The organism is Arenimonas sp. GDDSR-1 (genome assembly GCF_025980345.1).
Lineage (GTDB): Bacteria > Pseudomonadota > Gammaproteobacteria > Xanthomonadales > Xanthomonadaceae > Arenimonas.
In genome coordinates this window covers 22,407-45,929 of sequence record NZ_JAPDUI010000006.1, presented here as the reverse complement: position 1 = coordinate 45,929, position 23,523 = coordinate 22,407, and the positions used below count along the sequence as shown (strand labels likewise).

At 62.9% G+C, this 23,523-nt stretch carries 19 protein-coding genes and 1 pseudogene; 11 read left to right on the top strand and 9 right to left on the bottom strand.

Annotated features, from left to right (window positions below):
* The 3 genes and pseudogenes from Q0W88_RS02315 to Q0W88_RS02305 all read left to right on the top strand — a co-directional run.
* Positions 1 to 413: pseudogene (locus Q0W88_RS02315) on the top strand (thiazole synthase); the annotation flags it as partial.
* Positions 413 to 1,117, top strand: coding sequence for a tRNA (guanosine(46)-N7)-methyltransferase TrmB (gene trmB, locus Q0W88_RS02310; RefSeq protein ID WP_297799585.1), 705 nt, complete (start codon positions 413 to 415; stop codon positions 1,115 to 1,117). The pseudogene Q0W88_RS02315 and the gene trmB, both read left to right, overlap by 1 nt.
* 14 nt (positions 1,118 to 1,131) lie before the next feature.
* On the top strand, positions 1,132 to 2,970 hold the full coding sequence (locus tag Q0W88_RS02305; protein WP_297799583.1) for an SLC13 family permease: 1,839 nt from the start codon (positions 1,132 to 1,134) through the stop codon (positions 2,968 to 2,970).
* Here Q0W88_RS02305 and Q0W88_RS02300 read toward each other — a convergent pair.
* A complete protein-coding gene (locus Q0W88_RS02300; protein ID WP_297799580.1) occupies positions 2,967 to 3,284 on the bottom strand; it encodes a Rieske 2Fe-2S domain-containing protein in 318 nt (105 codons plus the stop codon). The genes Q0W88_RS02305 and Q0W88_RS02300 overlap by 4 nt on opposite strands.
* Before the next feature lie 83 nt (positions 3,285 to 3,367).
* Here Q0W88_RS02300 and Q0W88_RS02295 point away from each other — a divergent pair, with 83 nt between their 5' ends.
* The 4 genes from Q0W88_RS02295 (at position 3,368) to Q0W88_RS02280 (ending at position 6,222) form a co-directional block, all read left to right on the top strand.
* Complete coding sequence (locus Q0W88_RS02295) at positions 3,368 to 3,631, top strand: hypothetical protein (protein WP_297799578.1); 264 nt, start codon at positions 3,368 to 3,370, stop codon at positions 3,629 to 3,631.
* 51 nt (positions 3,632 to 3,682) lie between these two features.
* Positions 3,683 to 4,372 carry a fumarylacetoacetate hydrolase family protein gene (locus Q0W88_RS02290; protein WP_297799576.1) on the top strand — a complete coding sequence of 230 codons (690 nt, stop codon included), beginning with the start codon at positions 3,683 to 3,685 and terminating at the stop codon, positions 4,370 to 4,372.
* A 22-nt stretch (positions 4,373 to 4,394) separates the two neighbouring features.
* The gene (mscL, locus tag Q0W88_RS02285) at positions 4,395 to 4,820 is read left to right on the top strand and encodes a large-conductance mechanosensitive channel protein MscL (RefSeq protein WP_297799574.1); all 426 of its coding nucleotides are present in this window, start codon (positions 4,395 to 4,397) and stop codon (positions 4,818 to 4,820) included.
* Positions 4,821 to 4,935: 115 nt separating this feature from the next.
* The gene (locus tag Q0W88_RS02280; protein WP_297799591.1) at positions 4,936 to 6,222 is read left to right on the top strand and encodes a M28 family peptidase; all 1,287 of its coding nucleotides are present in this window, start codon (positions 4,936 to 4,938) and stop codon (positions 6,220 to 6,222) included.
* A gap of 11 nt (positions 6,223 to 6,233) precedes the next feature.
* Here Q0W88_RS02280 and Q0W88_RS02275 read toward each other — a convergent pair whose 3' ends face one another.
* The 7 genes from Q0W88_RS02275 to Q0W88_RS02245 form a co-directional block, all read right to left on the bottom strand.
* Positions 6,234 to 9,260, bottom strand: coding sequence for a diguanylate cyclase (locus Q0W88_RS02275; RefSeq protein WP_297799572.1), 3,027 nt, complete (start codon positions 9,258 to 9,260; stop codon positions 6,234 to 6,236).
* Positions 9,261 to 9,345: 85 nt separating this feature from the next.
* Positions 9,346 to 10,269, bottom strand: coding sequence for a TrmH family RNA methyltransferase (locus Q0W88_RS02270; protein WP_297799569.1), 924 nt, complete (start codon positions 10,267 to 10,269; stop codon positions 9,346 to 9,348).
* A gap of 31 nt (positions 10,270 to 10,300) precedes the next feature.
* Positions 10,301 to 13,426 carry an efflux RND transporter permease subunit gene (locus Q0W88_RS02265; RefSeq protein ID WP_297799566.1) on the bottom strand — a complete coding sequence of 1,042 codons (3,126 nt, stop codon included), beginning with the start codon at positions 13,424 to 13,426 and terminating at the stop codon, positions 10,301 to 10,303.
* Positions 13,423 to 14,451 carry an efflux RND transporter periplasmic adaptor subunit gene (locus Q0W88_RS02260; protein ID WP_297799563.1) on the bottom strand — a complete coding sequence of 343 codons (1,029 nt, stop codon included), beginning with the start codon at positions 14,449 to 14,451 and terminating at the stop codon, positions 13,423 to 13,425. The genes Q0W88_RS02265 and Q0W88_RS02260 overlap by 4 nt, the downstream gene beginning before the upstream one ends.
* A gap of 118 nt (positions 14,452 to 14,569) precedes the next feature.
* Positions 14,570 to 15,577: a class I fructose-bisphosphate aldolase gene (locus tag Q0W88_RS02255; RefSeq protein ID WP_297799560.1), complete on the bottom strand. Its 1,008-nt coding sequence runs from the start codon at positions 15,575 to 15,577 to the stop codon at positions 14,570 to 14,572.
* Between the two features lie 62 nt (positions 15,578 to 15,639).
* A complete protein-coding gene (gene pyk / locus Q0W88_RS02250; RefSeq protein ID WP_297799558.1) occupies positions 15,640 to 17,109 on the bottom strand; it encodes a pyruvate kinase in 1,470 nt (489 codons plus the stop codon).
* 154 nt (positions 17,110 to 17,263) lie between these two features.
* The gene (locus Q0W88_RS02245) at positions 17,264 to 18,439 is read right to left on the bottom strand and encodes a phosphoglycerate kinase (protein WP_297799556.1); all 1,176 of its coding nucleotides are present in this window, start codon (positions 18,437 to 18,439) and stop codon (positions 17,264 to 17,266) included.
* 111 nt (positions 18,440 to 18,550) lie between these two features.
* On the opposite strand from Q0W88_RS02245, the gene hemN reads away from it, so the two are divergent.
* Genes hemN through Q0W88_RS02230 form a run of 3 tightly spaced genes read left to right on the top strand, consistent with a single transcriptional unit; the run spans position 18,551 to position 21,587 of the window.
* On the top strand, positions 18,551 to 19,945 hold the full coding sequence (hemN, locus tag Q0W88_RS02240; RefSeq protein WP_297799554.1) for an oxygen-independent coproporphyrinogen III oxidase: 1,395 nt from the start codon (positions 18,551 to 18,553) through the stop codon (positions 19,943 to 19,945).
* A 54-nt stretch (positions 19,946 to 19,999) separates the two neighbouring features.
* The gene (locus tag Q0W88_RS02235; RefSeq protein WP_297799552.1) at positions 20,000 to 20,956 is read left to right on the top strand and encodes an L-threonylcarbamoyladenylate synthase; all 957 of its coding nucleotides are present in this window, start codon (positions 20,000 to 20,002) and stop codon (positions 20,954 to 20,956) included.
* Positions 20,916 to 21,587, top strand: coding sequence for a sulfotransferase family 2 domain-containing protein (locus tag Q0W88_RS02230; RefSeq protein ID WP_297799550.1), 672 nt, complete (start codon positions 20,916 to 20,918; stop codon positions 21,585 to 21,587). Before Q0W88_RS02235 ends, Q0W88_RS02230 begins: the two co-directional genes overlap by 41 nt.
* A gap of 48 nt (positions 21,588 to 21,635) precedes the next feature.
* Here the strand turns inward: Q0W88_RS02230 and gap are convergent, their stop codons facing one another.
* Positions 21,636 to 22,649, bottom strand: a complete 1,014-nt coding sequence (gene gap / locus Q0W88_RS02225) for a type I glyceraldehyde-3-phosphate dehydrogenase (protein WP_297799549.1) — start codon at positions 22,647 to 22,649, stop codon at positions 21,636 to 21,638.
* A 114-nt stretch (positions 22,650 to 22,763) separates the two neighbouring features.
* Here gap and Q0W88_RS02220 point away from each other — a divergent pair, with 114 nt between their 5' ends.
* The gene (locus Q0W88_RS02220; protein ID WP_297799546.1) at positions 22,764 to 23,513 is read left to right on the top strand and encodes a sulfite exporter TauE/SafE family protein; all 750 of its coding nucleotides are present in this window, start codon (positions 22,764 to 22,766) and stop codon (positions 23,511 to 23,513) included.
* Positions 23,514 to 23,523: the final 10 nt, after the last annotated feature.

The following is a 23,523-nucleotide window of genomic DNA, read 5'->3' as shown; positions in this document are numbered from 1 at the left end:
AAAAACTGGTGGCCGACGGCTTCGATGTGATGGTGTACACCTCGGACGATCCGATCATCGCCAAACAACTCGAACAGATCGGCTGCGTGGCGATCATGCCGCTGGCGGCCCCGATCGGATCGGGGCTTGGCATCCAGAACAAATGGAGCCTGCTCGAAATCATCGAAAACGCCACGGTTCCGGTTCTGGTCGATGCCGGTGTCGGCACCGCATCGGATGCAGCCATCGCCATGGAGCTCGGTTGTGACGGCGTGCTGATGAATACCGCCATCGCCGCCGCGAAGGATCCGATTCTTATGGCTTCGGCGATGTGCAAAGCCGTGCAGGCCGGCCGTGAGGCCTTTCTGGCCGGTCGCATGCCAAAACGGCGTTATGCCAACGCCTCATCCCCGCTGGATGGCCTGTTCTTCTGATGGCGGATAACGAATCCCACTCCCCGGAAAAATCCGTCCGCAGCATCCGCAGCTTCGTGCTACGCCAAGGCCGGGCCACGGAATCGCAGAAACGCGCCTTTGACGTGCATTGGCCATCGCTTGGTTTGGATTACACCGGAAGACCCGTGGATTTCGGGACGGTCTTCGGCAGACCGGCAGATCTGGTCGTCGAAATCGGATTCGGCAACGGCGAGCAGCTGCTGTACGGGGCGACCCATGAACCGGAGCGCAACTTCATCGGGATCGAAGTGCATTCTCCCGGTGTGGGTCGCGCACTCAACGCCCTGGCCGTCGCCGGCTTGGGCAATGTCCGCATCTACCGTCACGACGCCGTGGAAGTACTGCGCGACAGCATTGCGGACGGATCCCTGTCGGAAGTGCGCATTTACTTTCCCGACCCCTGGCACAAGAAACGCCACCATAAACGCCGTCTGATCCAGCCGGATTTCGTTGCCCTGCTGTGCCGCAAACTCAAGCGCGGCGGGCGTCTGCATCTGGCCAGCGACTGGCAGGAATATGTTGAGCACATGTGGGAAGTCTGTGACAATGAACCCGAGCTGCTGGCAAAGGACGGACCGCGCCATTGCGTCGAACGTCCGGACTGGCGCCGGCAGACGCATTTCGAGAGCCGCGGCCTAAAACTTGGCCATGGCGTCTGGGATCTGCTGTACACCCGTCGATAGGAGTCGAATCACGCATGCATAGCGGTCTGGTCCTGACACAAGACATGCTGATCGTACTGGGTCTGACCGGCTTCATCATCGCCATGCTGATGTTCGAGCGCATCCGGGCCGATGCCGCTTCCCTGCTGGCATTGGTCATCCTCGGCTTCACCGGCATCGTCTCCGAAACCGAGCTGTTCAAGGGCTTCGCCGGTAACGCGGTAATCAGCGTGATGGCCTCGATGATTCTCAGCGCCGCGCTCGACCGCACCGGCGCGCTCAACCGGCTGGCCGGCTGGCTGCTTCGCCGCGCCAATGGCCAGGAGCAGCGGCTGGTATTGATTACCTCGGCGGCGGCCGGCGGCATGTCCGGGTTCATGCAGAATCCCGCCGTCACGTCGCTGTTTCTTCCGGTTGCCGCGCGCCTTTCCAGCCGAACCGGCCTGGGTCTGGGTCAATTGCTGCTGCCCATCGCCGCGTGCATCATCCTCGGCGCGCAGCTGACCATGATCGGCAACTCGCCGTTGATGCTGTTGAACGACCTGCTGCGTTCGGCGAACCAGAATCTGCCCTCAGGGGTGGCCATGCTGGAGGATCTTCCGATGTTCCGGCCGCTGCCGATCGGCGCCGTGCTGCTCGGCCTCGGTCTGCTGTACTTCCGCTTCCGCAAGCATCTCGGGTTTCTCCCGGAAACCGGCAGCAACGTCAATCCCAACACTCCGGAGCATTACTTCGCCAAGGCCTACGGCATCGAGGGTGATGTGCATGAACTGGTAGTGACCCCGGACAGTCCGCTGGCCGGCATGACCATCGGGGATGCCGAGGCTGAAATCGGCGCACCGCTCTACCTCGCACTGCACAGCGGCACCGAATCGCGCATGGCGCCACCGGCTGATGAGCGCTTGGCCGCCGGCAGCGTCCTCGGCGTGATGGGCACGCCGGAGATGGTCAGTGCCTACGCCTCCAACAAGCGCCTGAAGTTCTCGCAACGCCTGCGCGTGCTCGGCGATCTATTCAATCCCGCGCATTCCGGGATTTCCGAAGCGGTGATTCCCAGCAATTCACCGTTCATCGGCAAGGCCCAGGCCGAACTCCGTCTGCGCAAACGCTATGGCATCAGTCTGCTGGCCATCAACCGGGACAAGAAGATCCTGCGCCGGAACATCCGCAACCTGCCGATCCGTGCCGGCGACATCCTGGTGTTCCATTCGAATTGGAATGACCTGGCCCAGGGCAACGCCAATAAGGAATTCGTGGTCATCACCGATTACCCGAAACAGGAACAGCGGCCGCACAAACTCCGTGTGGCGCTCGGCATCTTCGCCGGCAGCATGCTGCTGGCATTGAGCACGCTGGTGCCGCTGCCGATCGCACTGATGGCGGGCGCGATACTCATGGTGGTCACCGGCGTGCTCGACATGGAGGAAGCCTACGCTTCGATCAGTTGGAAAACCGTGTTCACCATGGCCTGCCTGATACCGCTCGGTATCGCCATGGACTCCACCGGCGCCGCCAACTGGCTGGCCCAGCACACCATCGAACGCCTGGGATCCGGTGTGCCCGACTGGCTGTTCCAGACGGCACTGGCGGTGTTCACCACCTGTCTGGCATTGGTCATCGGCAACGTCGGCGCCACCGTGGTCATGGTCCCGATGGCCATCAACATCGCACTGGCGGCCGATGGCAACCCGATGGCCTACGCCTTCCTGGCCGCGCTGTGCGCTTCCAATAATTTCATCAGCCATTCCAATCCGGTGGTTTCGATGATCGCCGGCCCGGCCGGCTACACGACGCGCGACCTGTGGCGCAATGGATTGCCGATTACGCTGCTGTTTCTGGCGGTTTCGGTGATCGGCGTCAACATCCTGTTCTAGCGCGCCGCTTCGGGCCATTCCACCCGCAGGATGCCGTCCTGCCAGGCGCACTGATAGGACCGCAGCGATTCTCCCCGGCAGGGCCCCTGCAGACACAGGCCATCGGTCATGGAAAAAACCGCGCCGTGCGCCGCGCAGACCAGAGTCGTCGCCTTGGTCAGGAATCGGTCCGGGGCGTAATCCAGACGGCGTCCCTGATGCGGACAACAGTTCCCGAAAACCTGGACGGTATCGCCGGTACGGATGACGATCAGCGGTGTTGTTTCCCCGTGGATCAACGGGTTGATTGTGACCGGCGTCTCATTTTCAAGCACCGGCACCGCTATTAACGAACAATTTACACTTTCCAATCCCTGCCTCGGCATACTGTCGATTCCTCGGGTTTTATAGCACATCCATGCGCAATATTTTCCACCGCCTTCTGCTGGTCCGCCCCAACAAACCCCGTAATCCGGTGTTGAAGGCCGTATTCTCGGTCCTCGGCCTGTTCTTCCTTTTCGGCGTCTGCGTGTTCGCGATCTTCGTCGGCGTATTCATGCTGATCGCCAGCTTCCTGCTCAAGCGCCTGGGCAAGAAAGCCGCCGCCTCTCAATCGGGCGGCGATGTCCTCGATGGTGAATACACCGTGGTCGAAAAATCACCGATCAGCCTGTCGCGCTGAACTGTAAATAATCCGCCAATCCCGTTAAACTGGGCTTTTCAGGACGCCCTCATGACGGATTATTCATTCCCGCCCCCGGATCAGGCCAGCATCGGCATCGCCGGCAGCACGCAGCGTTTTCCGGTACACCGCATTTACTGCGTCGGCAGGAACTTCGCCGAACACGCACGGGAAATGGGCGCGGAGCCGCCGAAAGGCCAGCCCGTTTTTTTCATGAAACCGGCCGATGCCGTCATTCAGAATCCGCTTATCCCCTACCCCGTCGCAACCGATGACCTGCATCATGAGGTTGAACTCGTCGTAGCACTCGGCCCCGCGGTTCCCGAGCACTGGACCCCCGGAAATGCCATGCAGGCCGTGTACGGCTATGCCGTCGGGCTGGATCTGACCCGCCGCGATCTGCAGGCCGCCGCCAAGGAAAAACGCCTGCCCTGGGACACGTCCAAAGGCTTCGACGCCTCGGCTCCGGTCAGCGACATCATTCCCGCGGCACAGGCCGTCATCGATGCGGATACGGCGCTGAGCCTGCACGTCAACGGCACGCTGCGGCAGAAAGCCCATCTGGGAGAGATGATCTTTTCGGTCACCGACATACTGCTGTCGCTTTCCGGACTTTACCTGCTGCAGCCCGGCGACCTCATCTTCATGGGCACGCCGTCCGGCGTGGCCGCGCTGAACCATGGCGACCGTTTCCATGCCGAATTGCAGGGCGTGGCGGAATTGCACGGCACCATCATCTGATCTACCACTGGAGAAACGCATCATGAGCATACTTTCGGAATTCAAGGAATTCGCGCTGCGCGGCAATGTCATCGATCTTGCGGTCGGCGTGGTGATCGGCGGGGCCTTCGGCAAAATCGTGACCTCGCTGGTCAATGACCTGATCATGCCGGCGGTGTCCTATGTCATCGGCAGTTCCGACTTCAAGAGCCTGTCCATGCTGCTGCGTCCGGCGGTCATCGGTGCAGACGGCAAGGAAACGGCTCCGGCCGTATTGCTCAATTACGGCGCATTCATCCAGACCATCGTCGATTTCACCATCATCGCCTTCGTCATCTTCATCGCCATCAAAGCCATCAACCGTGTCCGCCGCCAGGAACAGGCCGCGCCGCCGGCGCCGGCCGAACCGAGCGATGAAGTGAAGCTGTTGACCGAAATCCGCGATGCGCTGCATGGCAAGGGGAATTGAGATGCGCATATCCGCCGCGCTGCTTCTGTTCGTTTCCTGCCAGACCGTGTTTGCCGCCGGCAGCGGCCTCGATGCCCGTGCCGAAAAGACTGCGGAGCGGCTCCGCGATGACGCCATGCGGGGATCCAGAGCGTATGAAATCGTCGAATCGCTGACCACCGAGGTCGGTCCGCGCATGGGCGGCAGCGAAGCCTATGACCGTGCCACGGCCTGGGCGCAGGCGAAATTCAAGGCGCTCGGTTACGACAAGGTCTGGCTGCAGCCGGTCACTTTTCCGGTCTGGCAACGGCACTCGGAATCGGCGCGCGTCGTCAGCCCTTTTCCGCAACGCCTGGTGCTGACCGCGCTCGGCGGCAGTGAAAGCACCCGCGGCGACCTGCGCGCGGAAGTGGTCGAGTTTGCCGATCTTGAGGCTCTGAAAGCAGTACCGGACGGCACGCTGGCGGGGAAAATCGCATTCGTCAATCTTAAAATGCTGCGCGCCAAAGACGGCAGCGGTTACGGCCCGGTCAGCAACGTGCGGCGCACCGGCGCCTCCGAAGCGGCGCGCAAGGGGGCATCGGCCCTGCTGATCCGCTCGGTCGGCACCGATTCCGACCGACTGCCGCACACCGGGATGATGAAGTACGAGGACGGCGTGGCGAAGATTCCGGCGGCGGCGCTCTCGGTTCCGGATGCCGACCTGCTGGCGAACATGCTGCGGCGCGGCAAACCGGTGACCGTGGAAATGAACATCCAGGCCGGATTCACCGGCAGCAAGACCGAATACAACGTCATCGGTGAAATCACCGGACGCAGCAAGCCGTCGGAAGTGGTGGTCATCGGTGGCCATCTCGATTCCTGGGATCTGGGCACCGGCGCCATCGATGACGGTGCCGGCGTTGCCATCACCATGGCCGCCGGTGCACTCATCGGCGATCTGAAGCAGGCACCCAAGCGCAGCATCCGGGTGGTCGCGTTCGCCAACGAAGAGCAGGGACTGCTCGGCGGCAAAGCCTATGCCGAGGCGATGAAGGACGCCATGCCGTCCCACCAGCTCGGCGCCGAGAGCGATTTCGGGGCAGGCCGCATCTATGCCCTTTACGCCGGAGTCTCGGCCGGATCACGGCCGGTGATCGAACACATCGGCACGCTGCTGGCACCGCTGGGCATCGCCCTGCAGGCCAGCGGCGGCAGTGCCGGTCCCGATCTGGGGCCGAGCGTGCCGTACGGGCTGCCCTGGGCGGAGCTGCAACAGGACGGTACCGATTACTTCGACTACCACCATACCGCCAACGACACCCTCGACAAGGTCAATGCCAAGGATCTGGATCAGCAGGTTGCCGCCTATGCGGTACTGGCCTACATGGCTGCCGAAACGGCGGTGGATATCGCCCCCGAGCCGCCGAAAACACAACCCTGATCGAGGGTCGTTCAGTCGCCCGCGCCGGCGGAAACCACGCGGTTCTTGCCTTGGCGTTTTGCAAGATAGAGTGCGCCGTCGGCCTTGGCCACCAGCACATCGCTGCTCGATGCGGCGCCCGGCTGCATGCAGGCCACACCGAGGCTGACGGTCACATAGCCGAGCGCGCTGCCGGTGTGGGCCAGCTTCAGGCGTTCAACCGCATTGCGGCAGCGCTCGGCGATGGCGATGGCACGGTCCTCGTCGCAATCGGGCAGGACCACGCCGAACTCCTCGCCGCCGTAACGGCCGAGCGTATACGGGGTATCGGCAAGCACCGACGTCAGACAACCGGCAATCATTTGCAGGCATTCATCCCCCCGCAGGTGGCCGTAGATGTCATTCACGGCTTTGAAATCATCGGCATCGAGCAGGATAAAACCGATGCTGCGGCCGTCGACCTGGGCGTCCAGCCAGCAGGCATCGAGCTGCTCCAGCAATTTCCTCCGGTTGGCGACATCGGTCAAGGGATCGTGATAGGACAGCCGGGTCAGTTCGTCGTTCATGCGGCGCAGCTCGCGGCCGCGCAGTTCGAGTTCGCCGGTCCGGATGCCGACCAGTTTGCGCAGCTCGCTTTCACGGCGGCGCAGCAGACGCTCGCGCCAGCCCATGAGCAGCCAGATCAGATACACGATGCCCAGGCCGATCAGGAACAGAATCCAACCCGTGCGCCACCATGGCGTGGGCACATGCAGACTCAGTTCCAGAGGCTGTGCCGCATGTCCGCTGTAATCGCGTGCCTCGATGCGGAGCCGGTAGTCTCCCGACGGAACACTGGTGAAGCTGCGCTGGTTGCTCTGCAGCCAAGGGCCCGGGGCGGGTTCGAGACCGATGATCTGGGTCCGGTAAAGCGACTCCGCCTCACGTTCGCCGGTCAGCAGGGCGAACTCCACTTCAATGCCGGCATTCGGTCCCGGGGCAATGAATTCCAGTCCACCGGCGTGTACCGGGTATTCGACATGATCGATCCGCAGCCGTTCCAGGCCGAGCTTTGCACGGCCGCTGCGTGTCGAATCGGGCGTGAGTACCGCCGCACCGCCGATGGTGCCGACCCAGGCGCGGCCACGGCTGTCGAAGGACAGCGCACCGGCATTGCACTCATCGTGCGGCAGCCCGTTGACGCGGTGGTAATCGACCGCACGGAAGCCTCCCTTGCCGTCATTACGCCAATAGGCGGCGCCGTAATCGGTACATACCGCCATGTCGCCCCTGGCGTTGCGCACCGCACCGTACACATAGGGATGCGGCGTTGCCGGCAGGGCCGGGGAACGCACCATTGCCGGCTGCGCCGGATTGCTGACATCGACACGCAGCAGACCCTTGTTGCGTGAGCCGATCCACAGCACGGGGCGGCCCTGTGCATCGGGATAGACATTGACGGTGGACAGTTCGTTATCCGGCAGCTCGCTGTTCCAGGTGGTGAAGCGGCGCCACTGGCCGCCCTGGAAGCGCCCGAGGCCATCACCCTTGCTGCTGGCCCAGATCACCGGATCGGCATCGCTGCCGGTATTGACCAGCCCGAGCACGAAATCGGGCGCGCCGCTGCCTTTGACATCGAACCAACGCCAGTTGACGCCGTCATAGTAGGCGACGCCGTTTTTTCGCAATCCGACCCACATGCCGCCGCGCTTGTCAGGCAGGAAAGCCGTGACGGCCTGCTGATCGCCTTTGTCCCAGGGCGTATCCAGGGTCCGGAAACGTCCGTCTTTCATGACTGCGATTTCACCGTTCCACATGCCGACCCACAGGGTGCCGTCGGCAAGCCGCGAAATGCTGCGGACGATATCCCCGGGCAGGCCATCGGCACGGCCGAACTGGGTCCACGCGCCGAACTGGTAACGCCAGAGCCCCTCGCCGTCGCTGCCCAGCCAAAGCCGTTCGGTGCCATCCGGATCGGTCTCGAAACGGACTGCCCAGACGCCGTTGCTGTCTTCACTGAGGCGCCGTACGGTACGAAGGTCGCCGCGCACATGCAAACGCGTGGCCCCGTTGTCGGTGCCGGCCCAAAGCTGCGGCCGGCCGTCATCATCCCTGCCTTTGGCCAGACTCCAGACCCGGATGGCGCGCAGGTTGCTCTGGTCTTCGAAACGCTGCCAGCGGCCGTCACGGTAACTGGAAAAACCGTTGCGCGAACCGACCCACACTTCGGGACTGCGGCCTTTCTCCGCGATGATCTCGATATCGTGAACGAAATTGCTGGTCAGATCGCCGTCTTCGGCCCGGAACCGCTGCCACTGGCCGTCATGAAAGCGGGCCACGCCGCCGCCGTAACTGCCGATCCAGATACTGCTGCTGCCATCGGCTTCGCGCAGCGCGCGCAGGCTGCTGATTTCGAAAGCACGCGGCTCGCCGGGGATGGGCAACTGTTCACAGGCGGCCAGGCCGATGCAGCGGATGAGGCCGGATTCATAACTTCCGATCCACAGCACATCCTCTTCGACATGGTGTCCGGGAAGGTAGAGCAGATCGAAGATCTCTCCGCCGCGCAGCTTGTATTTCACCCGCAGCTCGCTCCATCGTTTCCCGTCCCAGACCGCGACCACGCCCTCGTTGGTGGTGGCGAATACACGCATGCCGTCACGGGTGTTGAAAGCACGCAACCGGCGCACGTCGTAGCCCGGAAAGTCCTTGCCGGGTTTGAAATGCCGCCAGGCCGTCCCATTCCAGAGATACACGCCCCGGTTCAGCGGCGCCACCCACACCTGCCGGTTGTCGAGCGCAAGCACCGAGCTGATGACATCCGGATGCCCGTCATCGCCGGGCAGGGCCACCGGTACGAAACGCAGTCCGTTGAAACGGGCAAGACCGCGCATGGTCCCGGCCCAGATATGGCCATCATCGGTAGCGCTGACTGAAACGATGGTGAGGTTCGGCAGTCCGTCGCCGGAATCGAACAGATCCAGACGGGGATAACCGAGGGTTTCGATGTCGATGGCGGCGGGCGGCGGCGCCACGGCCATCAGCTGCTGGGCAGCCAGCAACAGGAACAATGCGGTCATTTCCCGAATTCGTCCAAGCATGCGTGGATTTCCCCCGTCTTCCGCCATGCACGCATTGCTGCGCATGGCTTTCATCCTATCAGAATCAGGATGCGTTCTGGCGGCACCATTCGGCAAGCAGTACCGCCGCGGCCGCCGAGACATTGAGACTTTCGACCTGCCCTGTTCCCGGCACCTCCACCCGCAGCGGGCTGGCAGCCAGCAGTTCGCTGTCGACGCCGGTCTGCTCGGCGCCCATCACCAGAACACAACGCGGCGGCAGATCGGCCTTGAACACATCGCTGCCGCCCCGCACCACGGTACTGACCAGACTGAAGCCGGCCGAGGCCAATTGCGCGATGGCGTTATCCGTGCGTCCAAGCCGGATCAGCGGCACGTGCTCGGCCGCGCCCTCGGCGACGCGAGCGGCGGCTCCGGAATGACTCAGGCTCGATGCTTTCGGCAGCAGAATGGCCCGAACCCCGAAATGCGCCGCGGAGCGCATGATGGCGCCGAGATTATGCGGATTGCCGACGCCGTCCAGCCAGAGCAGCAGGCAACGGCCATCCGGCGCGGTCATCAGCCACTGCGACAGATTCAATTCCGGCTGCGGCAGCATGGCCATGCAGATGCCTTCATGGTGGGCACTGCCGGTGAGTTTCTCGAGATCTTCGTTTTCCACCACGTTGTAACCGATGCGGTTCTTGACGCAGAACGCCAGCAGCTCCTGCAGCTTGGGAATGCGCGACGACAGCAGCCAGAGCTTGCGGAGATCATCCGGACGCGCTTTGAACGCGGCCAGACAGGCATTCAGGCCGTAGATGCGGAATTCCTTCGGTTTGGCCGGCCGTGCTTCGTCATGCACGACCGCGTCATCGCGGCGCGGCGGACGCGGTCCGCTGCGCTCGGCGCGCTGAGGCTCACGCGGATTATGCGGCCCATCACGGCGCGGTGGACGCGGAGCGCGGGCGTCATCGCGGTTCTGCCCCGGGCCGCGGTAAAGCGGGTGTCTGTCTTTCGGGTCGGTCATGAATTACCCCTGTTCGCCATTATGCGATGGTTCAATGCAATGCGCCTTCAGCATCCGGCATCGCGGCTTCCTGCCGGCTCAGATCGCGGCCGCGCTGTTCGGGCGACTGCGTGTACGGTGCCAGCCAACGGTACATCACCGGCACGATGAACAGGGTCAGCGCGGTGGCGCTCAGCACGCCGAACACGACCACGATACCGATGGCCTGACGCGATCCCGAACCCGGACCGCTGCCCAGCATCAGCGGCAATGCGCCGGCCGCGGTAGCGATGGAGGTCATCAGAATCGGGCGCAGGCGCACCGAGGCCGCTTCGATGATGGCCGCCTCGATGTCCAATCCGGCATCGCGGCGCTGATTGGCGAACTCGACGATAAGGATGCCGTTTTTGGCGGCAAGGCCGATCAGCATGATGATGCCGACCTGGCTGAACAGGTTGAGGCTGCCGCCCATGATCCACAGTCCGAGCAGGGCGCCGAACACCGCCATCGGTACGGTCAACAGGATCACCAACGGATGGATCAGGCTTTCGAACTGCGCCGCCAGCACCAGATAAACGACCAGCAGGGCCAAGGCGAAAGTGATCATCACCGCCTGTCCGGACTGCAGGTACTCCCGCGAGTCGCCCTTGAAATCGATCTGCACGGTGCCGGGCAGTTCATCCTTGGCCACCGTTCTGAGCCAATCGAGTTCCTTGCCCAGATTGGCCTCCGGCTTGAGTCCGGCCGATACGGTGATGGCACGCAGGCGGTTGAAGCGGTTGAAACTGCCGGGCTCGGCCAACTCACGCACATCGATCACGGAAGCGAGCGGAACCAGCTGGCCGCCGCCGGTGCGGACATGGATGGCCAGAAGATCCGAGGGTGACCGGCGCTGCTCGGCGGCGGCCTGGACGATCACGTCGTATTCCTCGCCGTCCTCGATGTAGGTGCCGACGCGGCGTGAGCCGAGCAGACTTTCCAGCGTGCGGCCGATTTCCTGATTCGAAACCCCCAGAGCCGCCGCGCGTTCGCGGTTGATGTCGAGGCGCAGCTGCGGCCGCGTTTCCTTGTAATCCGAATCCGGGCCGGTCAGGTTCGGGTTTTCTTCCATGCGCTTGAGCAGACGATCGCGCCACTGCACCAGCTCGTTGTAATCCGAGCCCTGCAGCACCAGCTGCACCGGCTGGCCACGGCCGCGAACCAGACCGGTCGGCTGCTGCGGACGGGCCTGCACGCCCGGAATCTTGGACAGCAGTTTGCGGGTTTCCTCGACCACCGCCGAGGTGTCCATGTCCCGGTCCTTCCACGGTTTCAGCAGCACCGTCGCACGCCCGGTATGCATTTCCTCGCTCGGCCCGAAACCGCCGGGCACCACGGCATTGATGCGGTCGATGGATTGGCTCTTTTCACGCAAGGCCATCAGTTGGGCCTGGACCTGCTCCATCTGTTTGACCGTGTAATCAAAACCCGCGCCCTCGGGCCCGTTGACCGAGACGAAGAAGACACCGCGGTCTTCCGCCGGCGCCAACTCCTTGGGAACCAGCATGTAGAGCATGGCGCTCACGCCCAGAATGGCCAGCATCGCGAAGCCCATCGCGCCGCGTTTGCCCAACAGGGTCCGCATGCGGTCGGTATAGGCGTGTGTCACGCTTTCGAGAATGCGGTTGATGCGGGCTTCAAAGCCGGTCGCTCCGGCCTTGTGGGGTCTGAGGATCAGCGAGCACATCATCGGCGTCAGGGTCAGCGCGACAACCGCTGAAATGGCGATGGCGCTGGCCATGGTCACCGCAAGCTCGCGGAACAGGCGGCCGTTGTTGCCTTCAATGAACGCCATCGGCAGGAACACCGCTACCAGTACGGCGGTGGTGGCGATGACCGCGAAGGCGACCTGGCGGGTGCCGCGGAAGGCCCCGAGCATCGGCGGCTCACCGGCATCGATGCGGCGTTGGGCATTTTCAAGCACCACAATGGCGTCATCGACCACCAGCCCGATGCACAGCACCAGCGCCAGCAGGGTCAGCAGATTGATGGAGTAGCCGAACAACCAGAGCGCGATGAAGGCGGCCATCAGGCAGACCGGCACCGTCACCGCTGGAATCAGCGAGGCGCGCACGCTGCCGAGGAACAGCCAGATCACCAGCAGCACCAGCGCGATGGCCTCGAACAGCGTGCTGTAGACCTTCTCGACTGCGGCATCGATGAACACCGTGGTGTCGAAATTGATGCCCATGCTCATGCCTTTCGGCAGGCCCGGGTTGATCCGGTCGATTTCGGCGCGGACGTCGCGCGAAACCTGCAGCGAGTTGGCGGTGGAGGTCTTCACGATGCCGAGCGCAAGCTGCGGCTCGCCGTTGCCGCGGAACCAGGCGCGGCGGTCGGCCGACTCGCGGGCGATGCGGGCGACGTCCGCAAGCAGGATGCTTTGCCCGTCCGGCAGGGTTTTCACCACCAGTTTCTGGAAAGCGGCCGGAGAATCGAATCCGCGGTTCACCCGCAACAGGAAGTCGCGGTCCTGCGACTCCAGACGGCCGGCGGGCAATTCGAGATTTTCACGGCGCAGTGCGTTTTCGACATCGGCAACGGTCAGTCCGCGTGCCGCCAGGGCCTCATCATTCAGCCAGACCCGCATGGCATAGCGCTGTCCGCCGGACAGCCGCACCTGGGCCACGCCCGGGATACTGGAGAAACGGTCGACCAGATAGCGGTCGGCGTAATCGGTCAGGGCGAGCGAGTCGGCACCGTGTTGGATGACGCGGATCCAGATGATGACCTCGGCATCGGCTTCCACCTTGGCCACCTGCGGCGCATCGGCCTCTTCCGGCAGGCGGTCGGCGACGCGGCTGACCGCATCGCGCACATCGTTGGCGGCGGATTCGATATCGCGTTCGAGGGTGAATTCGAGATTGACCGAAGCGCGGCCGTTGCGCGAGGAGCTGGTGACCAGATCGACGCCCTCGATGCCGGCAACCGCGTCTTCCAGTACCTGGGTCACGCGCGTTTCCACCACACCAGCGGCGGCCCCGGGATAATTCACATCGATGGATACCACCGGCGGATCGATGTTCGGCAGCTCGCGCAGCGGAAGCCGGGTGAACGCGATCAGACCGACGGTCACCAGCATCAGGCTGATCACCGCCGCGAACACCGGACGCTTGATCGAGATGTCGGACAGGATCATGGCGTGGCCGGAACCACTTTCAGCTTCTGGCCGTCACGCAGCTTCGAGGTCCCGTCCAGAACCACGTTTTCACCGGACTTCAGGCCTTCAAGGACCACCGCCTTGCCCAGATGCCGACTGCCGATCCGAATGTCCCGGCTGGCGGCGGTGCCGTCCGTGTTCGCCACGAACACGAAAGTGCGGTTACCGACCTGTTGCACGGCCAGCTCCGGAACCACCAGCGCCTGCACGGCCTCCTGCTGCAGGGAAACCCGCATCAGCATGCCCGGACGGACCAGCCCGGCGGCATTGTCGATGGCGCCGCGGACCATGATGGCGCGGGTCGCGACATCCACCCGGGAATCAATGCCGACGACACGCGCCGGCAATGTCTGGCCGGGAGCGGCATCGGCCTGCAGTTCAAGGGTCATGCCGGTTTTCAGCTGCGGCAGCAGACTTTCCGGAACGGGGAAATCCACCCAGAGATGATCGAGATCATCCAGATTGACCATGACCGCACCGGCATTGACGAACTGGCCTTGGCTGACCTGACGCAGTCCCAGCACGCCGGAAAACGGCGCGCGGATGATGCGGTCATTCAGACGTTCCTGAGCGGCCTGTACCCGCGCCCTTGCCGCATTGCGGGAAGCCATCACGGTATCAAGCTGGCTTTTGGCGACCAGCTGCCGGCTCTGCAGATTCTGCAGACGCGCGACCTGCGCGTTCAAATCGTTCAGATTGGCCTGGGCTTCGGCCAGCTCGGCTTTGACCGTGCCAGCATCCAATTCGACGAGCACCTGGCCTTTGGCGACCCGCTGTCCGCTTTCGAAGCGGACGGCCGCGATTCGTTCGGACTGCTTGGCCGCGATGACCACGGAATCTCTGGCCTTGGCGGTACCGATGGCCTGAATGCGGTCACTCCAGGTTTCCGGGGCGACACGCACCACGGTGACCGTGGCCGGAGGACCGCCTTCCTTGCCGGAACCGACGTCACCGCTGCTGCAGGCCGTCATCAACAGAACCGATGCCATCAGTACAAAACGCATGGGGAAATCCTTCAAGGTCATGCCTTCGATTATAAACGGCTTGGTCGTCGCTACCGTTAACGACATGTAAAGAAAACGCCGGCAAGCCGGCGTTTCCGGAGGAACTGTGCGGCAGGTCTTACTTCCACTCACCCATAGCTGCCAGACCGTTGTCACGCGCACGGGCGTGTACGGTTTCCTGGGCCTTGGCGACATTGTTGACGATGTCCTGACCCCAGATCTTCAGGGCGGCCGACTGCATGGCGCGGCCGTAGCTGAAGCTCAGCGGCCAAGGCAGGTTTTCCTGTTTGTTCATTTCGTTCAGATGCGCGGTGGCAGCTTCGTCGGATTGGCCGCCGGACAGGAACACGATGCCCGGCAAGGCGGCGGGAACCGCGGATTTCAGGCATTGCACGGTGTAGTCGGCAACGTCTTCGACCGGGGCCTGGTCCGGACAGTCCTTGCCCGGGATGACCATGCTGGCTTTCAGGATGGTGCCTTCCAGCATCACATTGTGCTGGTACAGGGCATTGAACAGCGCGCGCAGCACTTTCTCGGTGACCACGAAGCAGTCGTCGATATCATGCTCGCCGTCCATGATTACTTCCGGCTCCACCATCGGCACGATGCCCGCTTCCTGGCACAGGGCGGCATAACGGGCCAGCGCGTGGGCATTGGCCTCGATGCAGGTATCGGACGGCATGCCGTCTTCGATGTTGATGTTGATGACGGCGCGCCATTTGGCGAACTTGGCGCCGAGGCCGGCGTATTCATTCAGGCGCTCGCGCAGACCATCGAGGCCGTCGGTGACCACTTCGCCCGGAAAGCCGGCCAGCGGGGTGGTGCCTTTGTCGACCTTGATGCCCGGCAGGATGCCGTTATCCATCATGACCTTGGTGAACGGCACGCCGTCCTTGGTTTTCTGGCGCAGGGTTTCGTCGTACAGAATCGCACCGGAAATATGTTCGCCCAGACCCGGCGTGGTCAGCAGCATTTCGCGGTAGGCGCGGCGGTTTTCTTCGGTGTTTTCCACACCCACGGTATCAAAGCGCTTCTTGATGGTGGCGTTGGATTCGTCAATGGCGATGATGCCTTTGCCGCGGGCAACCATGGCTTGGGCGATTTCGGGGAGTTGGTCGATGCTCATGAGGGCGATCCGAGGGTGGTTGGGGTGGCGATATTATACCCCATGGCCATGGACCGCCGGGCTTACAGGTCGCCCAGCCCTTCGGTCCGGCCGCCCTCGCCCACCGCCAGCAGACGCAGGGTGTTGGTGGCGCCGTGCTGCTCCATGTGATCACCGCTGGTAATCAGCACACGGTCGCCTGAGGCAAGATAGCCCTGATCGAACAGCTGCTTGATGGCTTTGCGGGCGGCGACCCGCATGGACTGGCCTTCGGAATCGAAATTCACCGGCGCGACATCGCGCATCAGGGCCATGCGCCGGCGGGCGTAACCGAAGCGCGACAAGCCGAACAGGGGAACATTGGCGCGGAAGCGCGACAGATAGCGGGCAGTGCCGCCGGACTCGGTCAGCGCGATGATGCCGCGCAACTGGATGTGTTCGGCAATGAACATGGCCGACATCGCGATGGCCTGGTCGACGCGCTCCAGATCGCGCGGAGCCGCCTCGAAATCGGTGTCGTGCTTGAACTGGCGCTCGGCGCCGAGGCAGATGCGGTTCATCGCCTCCACGGCCTTGACCGGATAGGCGCCGGAGGCGGTCTCAGCGGACAGCATGACGGCGTCGGTGCCGTCGATGACCGAGTTGGCCACATCCAGCACTTCGGCACGGGTCGGGATCGGATTGTCGACCATCGACTGCAGCATCTGGGTGGCGGTGATCACCACTTTGTTGCATTCCAGCGCGGTCTTGATGATCAGTTTCTGCAGGCCGGGCAGCTCGGCATCGCCGATTTCCACGCCCAGATCGCCGCGGGCGACCATCACCACATCGCTGGCCTGGGTGATTTCCACCAGGCGTTCGATGGCTTCGGCACGCTCGATTTTGGCCACGATGTGGGCATAGGATCCGTGGCTGAGCGCAATCGAGCGCGCCAGTTCGATATCGGCCGCGCTGCGGCAGAACGAAACTGCCAGGAAATCGACATCGAGCTTGGCAGCGATGGCGATGTGTTCCTTGTCCTGCTCGGACAGGGCATCGAGCGAAAGCCCGCCGCCAAGACGGTTCAGGCCTTTGCGGTTGGACAGCGCGCCGCCGGCCAGCACTTCGGTGACGATGGTGTCGCCGTCGAGCGCTTTGACCATCAGGGCAACCAGCCCGTCGTCCAGCAGCAGCGTATCGCCGGGCGCGACATCCTTGACCAGACCGAGGTAACTGACACCGACCTGGGTTTCATCGCCCAGCGGGGCATCGGCGCGGCAGACCAGACGGAATTCGCTGCCGTTGACCAGGTGGACTTTGTCTTTGGCGAATTTCTCGATGCGGATCTTCGGTCCCTGCAGATCGGCCAGAATGCCGACTTCACGCCCGAGGCTGGCGGCGATCTCGCGCACCCGGGTCACCCGCTCGGCATGCTGCTCGGCGGTACCGTGCGAGAAGTTCATGCGCACCACATTGACGCCGGCTTCGATGATCTGGGCCAGTACGCCGGGCTGATCGGTCGCCGGGCCGAGCGTGGCGAGGATTTTGGTACGGCGGAAATTGGCGGTGGTCATCGGGATGGGGTTCTCGTTTCGGGGTGCCGATGCAGCATCAGCAAGTGCGCAGGGATGGATCGGATGGAAATCCGTTCAAGCTTGACACAGTTTGACCGGACACGCTTCGGGCAAGGGTCTGCATACGTTTGCGCCGAGATCTTTGCAACCGCATTTATCCGCCGCGTTCAAGCAGGGCGCTGACCGCCGGCAAGGGTTTGCCTTCGCAGAATTCCAGAAAAGCACCGCCGCCGGTCGAGATGTAACCGACTTCGGCCTCGATGCCGAATTTATCGACGGCCGCCAGGGTATCGCCACCGCCGGCAATCGAGAAGGCCGCGGAGCGGGCAATGGCCCGTGCCAGCACTTGTGTGCCTTTGGCAAAGGCATCGAATTCGAACACGCCGACCGGACCGTTCCAGATCACGGTGCCGGCCTGTTCGATCAGCGCCGCATAACGCGCCGCCGTGTCCGGCCCGATGTCCAGAATCAGATCATCGGCCGCCACATCGGCAACGGCTTTCACTGCGGCTTCGGCATCGGCTGCAAACGCCTTGGCGACAACGACGTCGGTGGGAATCGGGATTTCCGCCCCGCGGGCCTTGGCATCAGCCAGAATGGCCTTGGCCGTGTCCAGCAGATCGGCTTCGTACAGGGATTTGCCGACCGGAAGACCGACGGCGGCCATGAAGGTGTTGGCGATGCCGCCGCCGACGATGAGTTGATCGACCTTGCCGACCAGATTGGCCAGCAGCGCCAGCTTGGACGACACCTTGGAACCGGCAACGATGGCCAGCAAGGGCCGCTGCGGCGCCTCCAGGGCTTTGGCCAGCGCGTCCAGCTCGGCCATCAGCAAGGGCCCGCCGCAGGCGATCTTCGCAGCGCGGATGGCGCCATGTGTACTGGCCTGTGCACGGTGCGCGGTACCGAACGCATCCATGACATAGACATCGCACAGGTCAGCCATCTTCTGCGAAAGCCCGGCATCATCCGCCGCCTCGCCGACATTCATCCGGCAGTTTTCCAACAGCACCAGCTGTCCCGGCTGCACATCCACGCCGTCCAGCCAGTCGCGCTTCAGCGGTACTGCCATGCCCAGCAGCTCGGACAGACGCGCCGCCACCGGCGCCAGAGAATCGGCTTCCGACCAGACGCCTTCAGTGGGGCGGCCCAGATGCGAAGTCACCATCACTGCCGCGCCATTCTCCAAGGCCAGTCGCAGGGTCGGCAGCGCTGCCTTGATGCGCTGTTCGGACGTGATCCGGCCTTCTTTCACCGGCACATTGAGGTCTTCGCGGATCAGCACGCGTTTTCCGCGCAGGTCGAGGTCGGTCATCCGGAGAACGGACATGGCTGGGCTTCCTGTTGAAAATAAAGACTATTGTCGCATTTTTCAGGGCTTTTCCCAATCCTTTGACTTGAATCAAAGCCAATTCCAACGGGGGCGTTTAGGATTTCGGACATGAGCCAAGCCACCCTTTTCGACCCGGATCTGATACGCCGCTATGACGGTGTCGGTCCGCGTTACACCTCCTACCCGACGGCCCCCCAGTTCAGCCCGCAATTCGGCGGCACGGAGCTGCTCAAGGCCATCGCCGAAAGCAACGAGGATCCCATCCCGCGCGCGCTGTCCTTGTATGCGCACATTCCGTTCTGTTTCAGCCCCTGTTTCTACTGCGGCTGCAACCGTATCATTACCCGCGATGCCGGCAAGAAGCAGGATTATCTGGAAACGCTGCTGAAGGAAATCCGGATGCTGGCGCCCCTGTTCGACCGCGACAGGGAAGTCGTACAGCTGCATCTGGGCGGCGGCACGCCGAATTCCCTCGAGATCGGGCAGTTGGCCGAGCTGATGCAGGAGTTCGCACGCAACTTCCATTTCGCACCCGAACGTGAACGTGATTTCTCGATTGAAATCGATCCGCGTACGGTCGATGTCGCCGACATCGGCGCCCTGCGCGCCATCGGCTTCAACCGCGTCAGCCTCGGCATCCAGGATTTCGATCCACAGGTGCAGCAGGCCATCAACCGTCTGCAGGATACCGACCGCATCCGCGACATCTTCAATGCCTGCAAAGCCAACGGCTTCGGTTCGGTCAATTTCGATCTGATCTACGGCCTGCCGATGCAGAACACGGAAACCTTCGCGGCCACGCTGGCCACGGTGGCCCGCATCCGCCCGGATCGCATCGCGCTGTACAGCTATGCGCATATGCCGGAACTGTTCAAGGCCCAGAACAAAATCAACGTGCTGACCCTGCCCGATCCGGAGCGTAAACTGGCGTTGTTCCAGCTGGCGGTGGAAACCCTGATGGCCGAAGGCTATGTCTATATCGGCATGGACCACTTCGCCCTGCCCGGGGATGAACTGACTCTGGCCCAGGCCAGCGGCGATCTGCACCGGAACTTCATGGGCTACACCACGCGCAAACAGACTGATCTGGTCGGATTCGGGGTCAGTGCGATCAGCCAGATCGGGGACTGCTATGCACAGAACGCCAAGGATCTTCCGGCATGGACTTCCCGCGTGCAGGCCGGCAAGCCGGCCACCGTCCGCGGTCTGCGGACGAACAATGACGATCGCATCCGTGCCGATGTCATCCAGTCCATCATGTGCCAGGGCAGCCTGCACTTCGATGCGGTTGCAAGGCATTACGGAATCGTATTCGCGGATTATTTCCGTGAGGAACTGGAACAGCTCCCCGCCCTGGCTGAAGACGGATTGATTGCTCTGGATGCCACTTCGTTGACCGTGCTCCCGCGCGGGCGTCTGTTGCTGCGGGTCATTGCATCGCGCTTCGATGCCTACCTGCCGAAAAAAACGATACCCAGCGAATTGCTGTCACAGGCACGCTGAACCCCTAAAGCCCTTACCGTATGCGAAAATAACCCGAATTCCGGGGCAAGCCGCATGCCAGAAAACCCGCCATCGCCGACGATTGCCGAAGCCGTTGCCATCCTCCGGGACGGCGGCCTGTTGGCGATTCCGACCGAAACCGTTTACGGACTGGCGGCGGATGCCCGAAACCCCGAGGCCATCGCGCGGATTTTCGCGCTGAAAGGCCGGCCGGCCGATCATCCCCTGATCGTCCACATCGCCGACGCCGATCGGCTCGATGACTGGGCCGTGACCATTCCCGAGGCCGCGCGCAAACTGGCCGCCGCTTTCTGGCCCGGACCCTTGACCTTGATTCTGAAAAAGCGCGCAGAGGTGGCCGATGCGGTAACCGGCGGCCAGGATACGGTCGGTCTACGCAGTCCGGACCATGCACTGACGCTGGCGCTGCTCAAGGCCTTCGGCGGCGGTCTGGCGGCGCCCTCGGCCAACCGGTTCGGCCGCATCTCACCGACCAGTGCCGGCCATGTCCGTGACGAATTCGGTGAAAACGCACCGCCGATTCTGGATGGCGGTCCCTGCCCGGTCGGCATCGAAAGCACCATCGTCGATCTCAGCCAACGTCCTCCCCGCATTCTGCGTGAAGGACATATCCGCCGCGAGCAGCTTCTGCCCTTCCTGCCCGAGCTGCAAAGCGGCTTGGCCGCCGCCAGTCCGCGTGTTTCGGGAAGCCTGGACGCCCACTACGCGCCACGCACGCAGATGCGCATGCTGGAACGCGAGCCCCTGATTGAGGCAGCTACGGACGATCCGCGCTGCGTACTGCTGGCACTCGATGGCCTGCCGCCGGAAACGCAGGGACTCAGCCTTCCGGCACAGCCCGAAGCCTATGCCCATGGCCTGTATGCGGCCCTGCGCGAACTCGATGCCCGCGACGCTACATGCATCCTGATCGAACAGCCGCCGTCCGGGCCGGACTGGCTGGCGGTGAATGACCGCATCAAACGCGCCTTGGCCGGCGCAGGTCTGTGAGACGGCCATGCTGATTTCCGAAAGCAAATCCTTCCTGTTCGTGCACGTGCAGAAAACCGCAGGGACCAGTCTGGCCGACATTCTGAAACCGCATGCGCTTCAGCCGACGGATACACGCTTGAATAAATTGGCCTCTGATCTGGGTCTGGTCCGTGACTGGCGCAAGTTCCACTTCCGCAAGCATGCCAATCTGCGCAAAGCCCAATCCGTGATTCCTGCGCCGGTGTATGACGGTCTGTTCAAGTTTGCCTTCGTGCGCAATCCGTGGGAACGTCTGGTGTCCTGGTATCAGTATGTGCAGAAAACGCCCTCGCACGAGGACTGCCGGCCCGGTGAAGCCTTTGCCGACTTCGCCCGCCGTTTTCTGCAGAAACCAAGACGCGCGCAATGGTGGATGATCGAAGACCGCGGCGGCGGCATGGGGCTGGATTACGTCGGCCGTTTCGAGAACCTCAACGACGACATCGCGTACCTCTGCCAGAGGATCGGCATTGCGCCGCAGGCGCTTCCGCACCGCAATAAAATGGCTACCAAAGACTACCGCACGTTCTATGACGACGGCCTGGCTCTTGCCGTTAAGCATACTTGGGCGCGTGAAATCGAGACTTTTGGATATACCTTCGAGCCCTAAAGAAAAAGCCCGCTTTCGCGGGCTTAATCATACGTCGACAAACTGATATTACTTGGCGTTCATCAGGGCAACGGTCATATCGAGCATGCGGTTGGAGAAGCCCCACTCGTTGTCGTACCAGGAGCAGACCTTGACCAGGGTACCGCCCATGACCTGGGTCAGCGTGCTGTCGTAGACCGAGCTGTTCGGATTGTGGTTGAAATCGATCGAGACCAGCGGTTTGGTGTTGTAGCCCAGAACGCCTTTGAGCGGACCTTCGGAAGCGGCTTTCAGCACCGCATCGATTTCTTCCTTGGTGGTTTCGCGGGCGGCAACGAACGACAGATCGACCACCGACACATTGATGGTCGGAACGCGCATCGAGAAGCCGGTCAGTTTGCCGTTGAGTTCCGGCAGCACCAGACCGACCGCGGCGGCGGCGCCGGTCTTGGTCGGAATCTGGCTCATGGTGGCGCTGCGGGCGCGGCGCAGGTCGCTGTGGTACACATCGGTCAGCACCTGGTCATTGGTGTAGGCATGGATGGTGGTCATCAGGCCGTGCACGATGCCGATTTTTTCGTGCAGCGCCATGGCCAAGGGCGCCAGGCAGTTGGTGGTGCAGGACGCATTGGAAATGACGGTGTGTTCGGCCTTCAGCAGGTGGTGGTTGACGCCGTAGACGAAGGTGCCGTCGACGTCTTTGTCGCCCGGAGCGGAAATGATGACCTTCTTGGCCCCGCCGGTCAGATGGGCCGAAGCCTTGGCTTTGGAGGTAAACAGGCCGGTGCATTCCAGCACCACGTCGACATCGTGGGCACCCCACGGTATTTCGGCCGGATTACGCACGGCATAGACCTTGATGCGGTCGCCGTTGACGATCAAATCGCCGCCTTCGGCGGTGACCGTACCCGGGAATTTGCCGTGCGCGGTATCGTACTGGGTCAAGTGGGCATTGGTTTCGGCATCGCCCAGATCGTTGATGGCGACCACCTGGATTTCGTTGGTGCGGCCGGATTCATAGAGGGCGCGCATTACATTGCGGCCGATGCGGCCATAGCCGTTGATGGCGACTTTGATGGTCATTACAGACTCCCGGTGGGCGGTGAAAGCGCTATTTTAGCAAAGTTTGCGCGGGCACTGGGCGGCGCACACGGGGGATGCTCTATCATGGACGCTGGCTAGAACCTGCGGTTTTCCATGGATCTCGACATCATCGCCTTGGCTGGCCTGTTTTTTCTGGTGGCCGCCCTGTATTCCTCGGTCGGCCATGCCGGTGCCAGCGGCTATCTGGCGGCCATGGCATTGCTCGGCTTCGCCCCGGAGCAGATGCGGCCGACGGCGCTTGCGCTCAATATCCTGGTCGGCGGCATCGGGCTGTGGCGATTCCACCGCGCGGCGCTGGTGCCTTGGGGAAAGGTTCTGCCCTTCGTGCTGGCCTCGATTCCGATGGCCTTTCTGGCGGCACAATGGAAAATCCCCAAGGACACCTACAGTCTGTTGCTCGGGGCATTGCTGCTGACCGCCGCCATCGGCGCCTGGCGCAGCGGCCAGCTGTTGGCGAAATCCGCGGAAACCCTGATGTCGAGACCGGTACCGTGGCCTGCCGCCTTGGCCGCCGGCGCTGCCATCGGCAGTCTGTCGGGCATCACCGGCACCGGCGGCGCGATTTTCCTGACGCCGCTGATCTTGGCGATGGGCTGGGCGCATACGCGCGAGGCCTCCGGCCTGTCGGTGGCCTTCGTCTGGCTGAACTCCCTGGCCGCAATACTCGGGCTGCTGCGCAGCAACCAGAGCTTTCCGGAAGCCTTGCCGCTTTGGCTGCTGGCGGTGGCACTCGGCGCAGTGCTGGGCACGCAGCTGGGCATCCACCGTTGGCCGGTACACCGCCTGCGCAAAAGTCTGGCGGTGGTTCTGGCGATTGCGGCCGGCAAGCTTCTATTGAGCTGATCGGCCAAGC

Bases quoted from the DNA above. Each gene is read 5' to 3' on its own strand.
- trmB (WP_297799585.1), top strand. From the start codon at position 413: ATGGCGGATAACGAATCCCACTCCCCGGAAAAATCCGTCCGCAGCATC.
- Q0W88_RS02305 (WP_297799583.1), top strand. From the start codon at position 1,132: ATGCATAGCGGTCTGGTCCTGACACAAGACATGCTGATCGTACTGGGT.
- Q0W88_RS02295 (WP_297799578.1), top strand. From the start codon at position 3,368: ATGCGCAATATTTTCCACCGCCTTCTGCTGGTCCGCCCCAACAAACCC.
- Q0W88_RS02290 (WP_297799576.1), top strand. From the start codon at position 3,683: ATGACGGATTATTCATTCCCGCCCCCGGATCAGGCCAGCATCGGCATC.
- mscL (WP_297799574.1), top strand. From the start codon at position 4,395: ATGAGCATACTTTCGGAATTCAAGGAATTCGCGCTGCGCGGCAATGTC.
- Q0W88_RS02280 (WP_297799591.1), top strand. From the start codon at position 4,936: ATGCGGGGATCCAGAGCGTATGAAATCGTCGAATCGCTGACCACCGAG.
- Q0W88_RS02275 (WP_297799572.1), bottom strand. From the start codon at position 9,260: ATGACCGCATTGTTCCTGTTGCTGGCTGCCCAGCAGCTGATGGCCGTG.
- Q0W88_RS02270 (WP_297799569.1), bottom strand. From the start codon at position 10,269: ATGACCGACCCGAAAGACAGACACCCGCTTTACCGCGGCCCGGGGCAG.
- Q0W88_RS02265 (WP_297799566.1), bottom strand. From the start codon at position 13,426: ATGATCCTGTCCGACATCTCGATCAAGCGTCCGGTGTTCGCGGCGGTG.
- Q0W88_RS02260 (WP_297799563.1), bottom strand. From the start codon at position 14,451: ATGCGTTTTGTACTGATGGCATCGGTTCTGTTGATGACGGCCTGCAGC.
- Q0W88_RS02255 (WP_297799560.1), bottom strand. From the start codon at position 15,577: ATGAGCATCGACCAACTCCCCGAAATCGCCCAAGCCATGGTTGCCCGC.
- pyk (WP_297799558.1), bottom strand. From the start codon at position 17,109: ATGACCACCGCCAATTTCCGCCGTACCAAAATCCTCGCCACGCTCGGC.
- Q0W88_RS02245 (WP_297799556.1), bottom strand. From the start codon at position 18,439: ATGTCCGTTCTCCGGATGACCGACCTCGACCTGCGCGGAAAACGCGTG.
- hemN (WP_297799554.1), top strand. From the start codon at position 18,551: ATGAGCCAAGCCACCCTTTTCGACCCGGATCTGATACGCCGCTATGAC.
- Q0W88_RS02235 (WP_297799552.1), top strand. From the start codon at position 20,000: ATGCCAGAAAACCCGCCATCGCCGACGATTGCCGAAGCCGTTGCCATC.
- Q0W88_RS02230 (WP_297799550.1), top strand. From the start codon at position 20,916: ATGACCGCATCAAACGCGCCTTGGCCGGCGCAGGTCTGTGAGACGGCC.
- gap (WP_297799549.1), bottom strand. From the start codon at position 22,649: ATGACCATCAAAGTCGCCATCAACGGCTATGGCCGCATCGGCCGCAAT.
- Q0W88_RS02220 (WP_297799546.1), top strand. From the start codon at position 22,764: ATGGATCTCGACATCATCGCCTTGGCTGGCCTGTTTTTTCTGGTGGCC.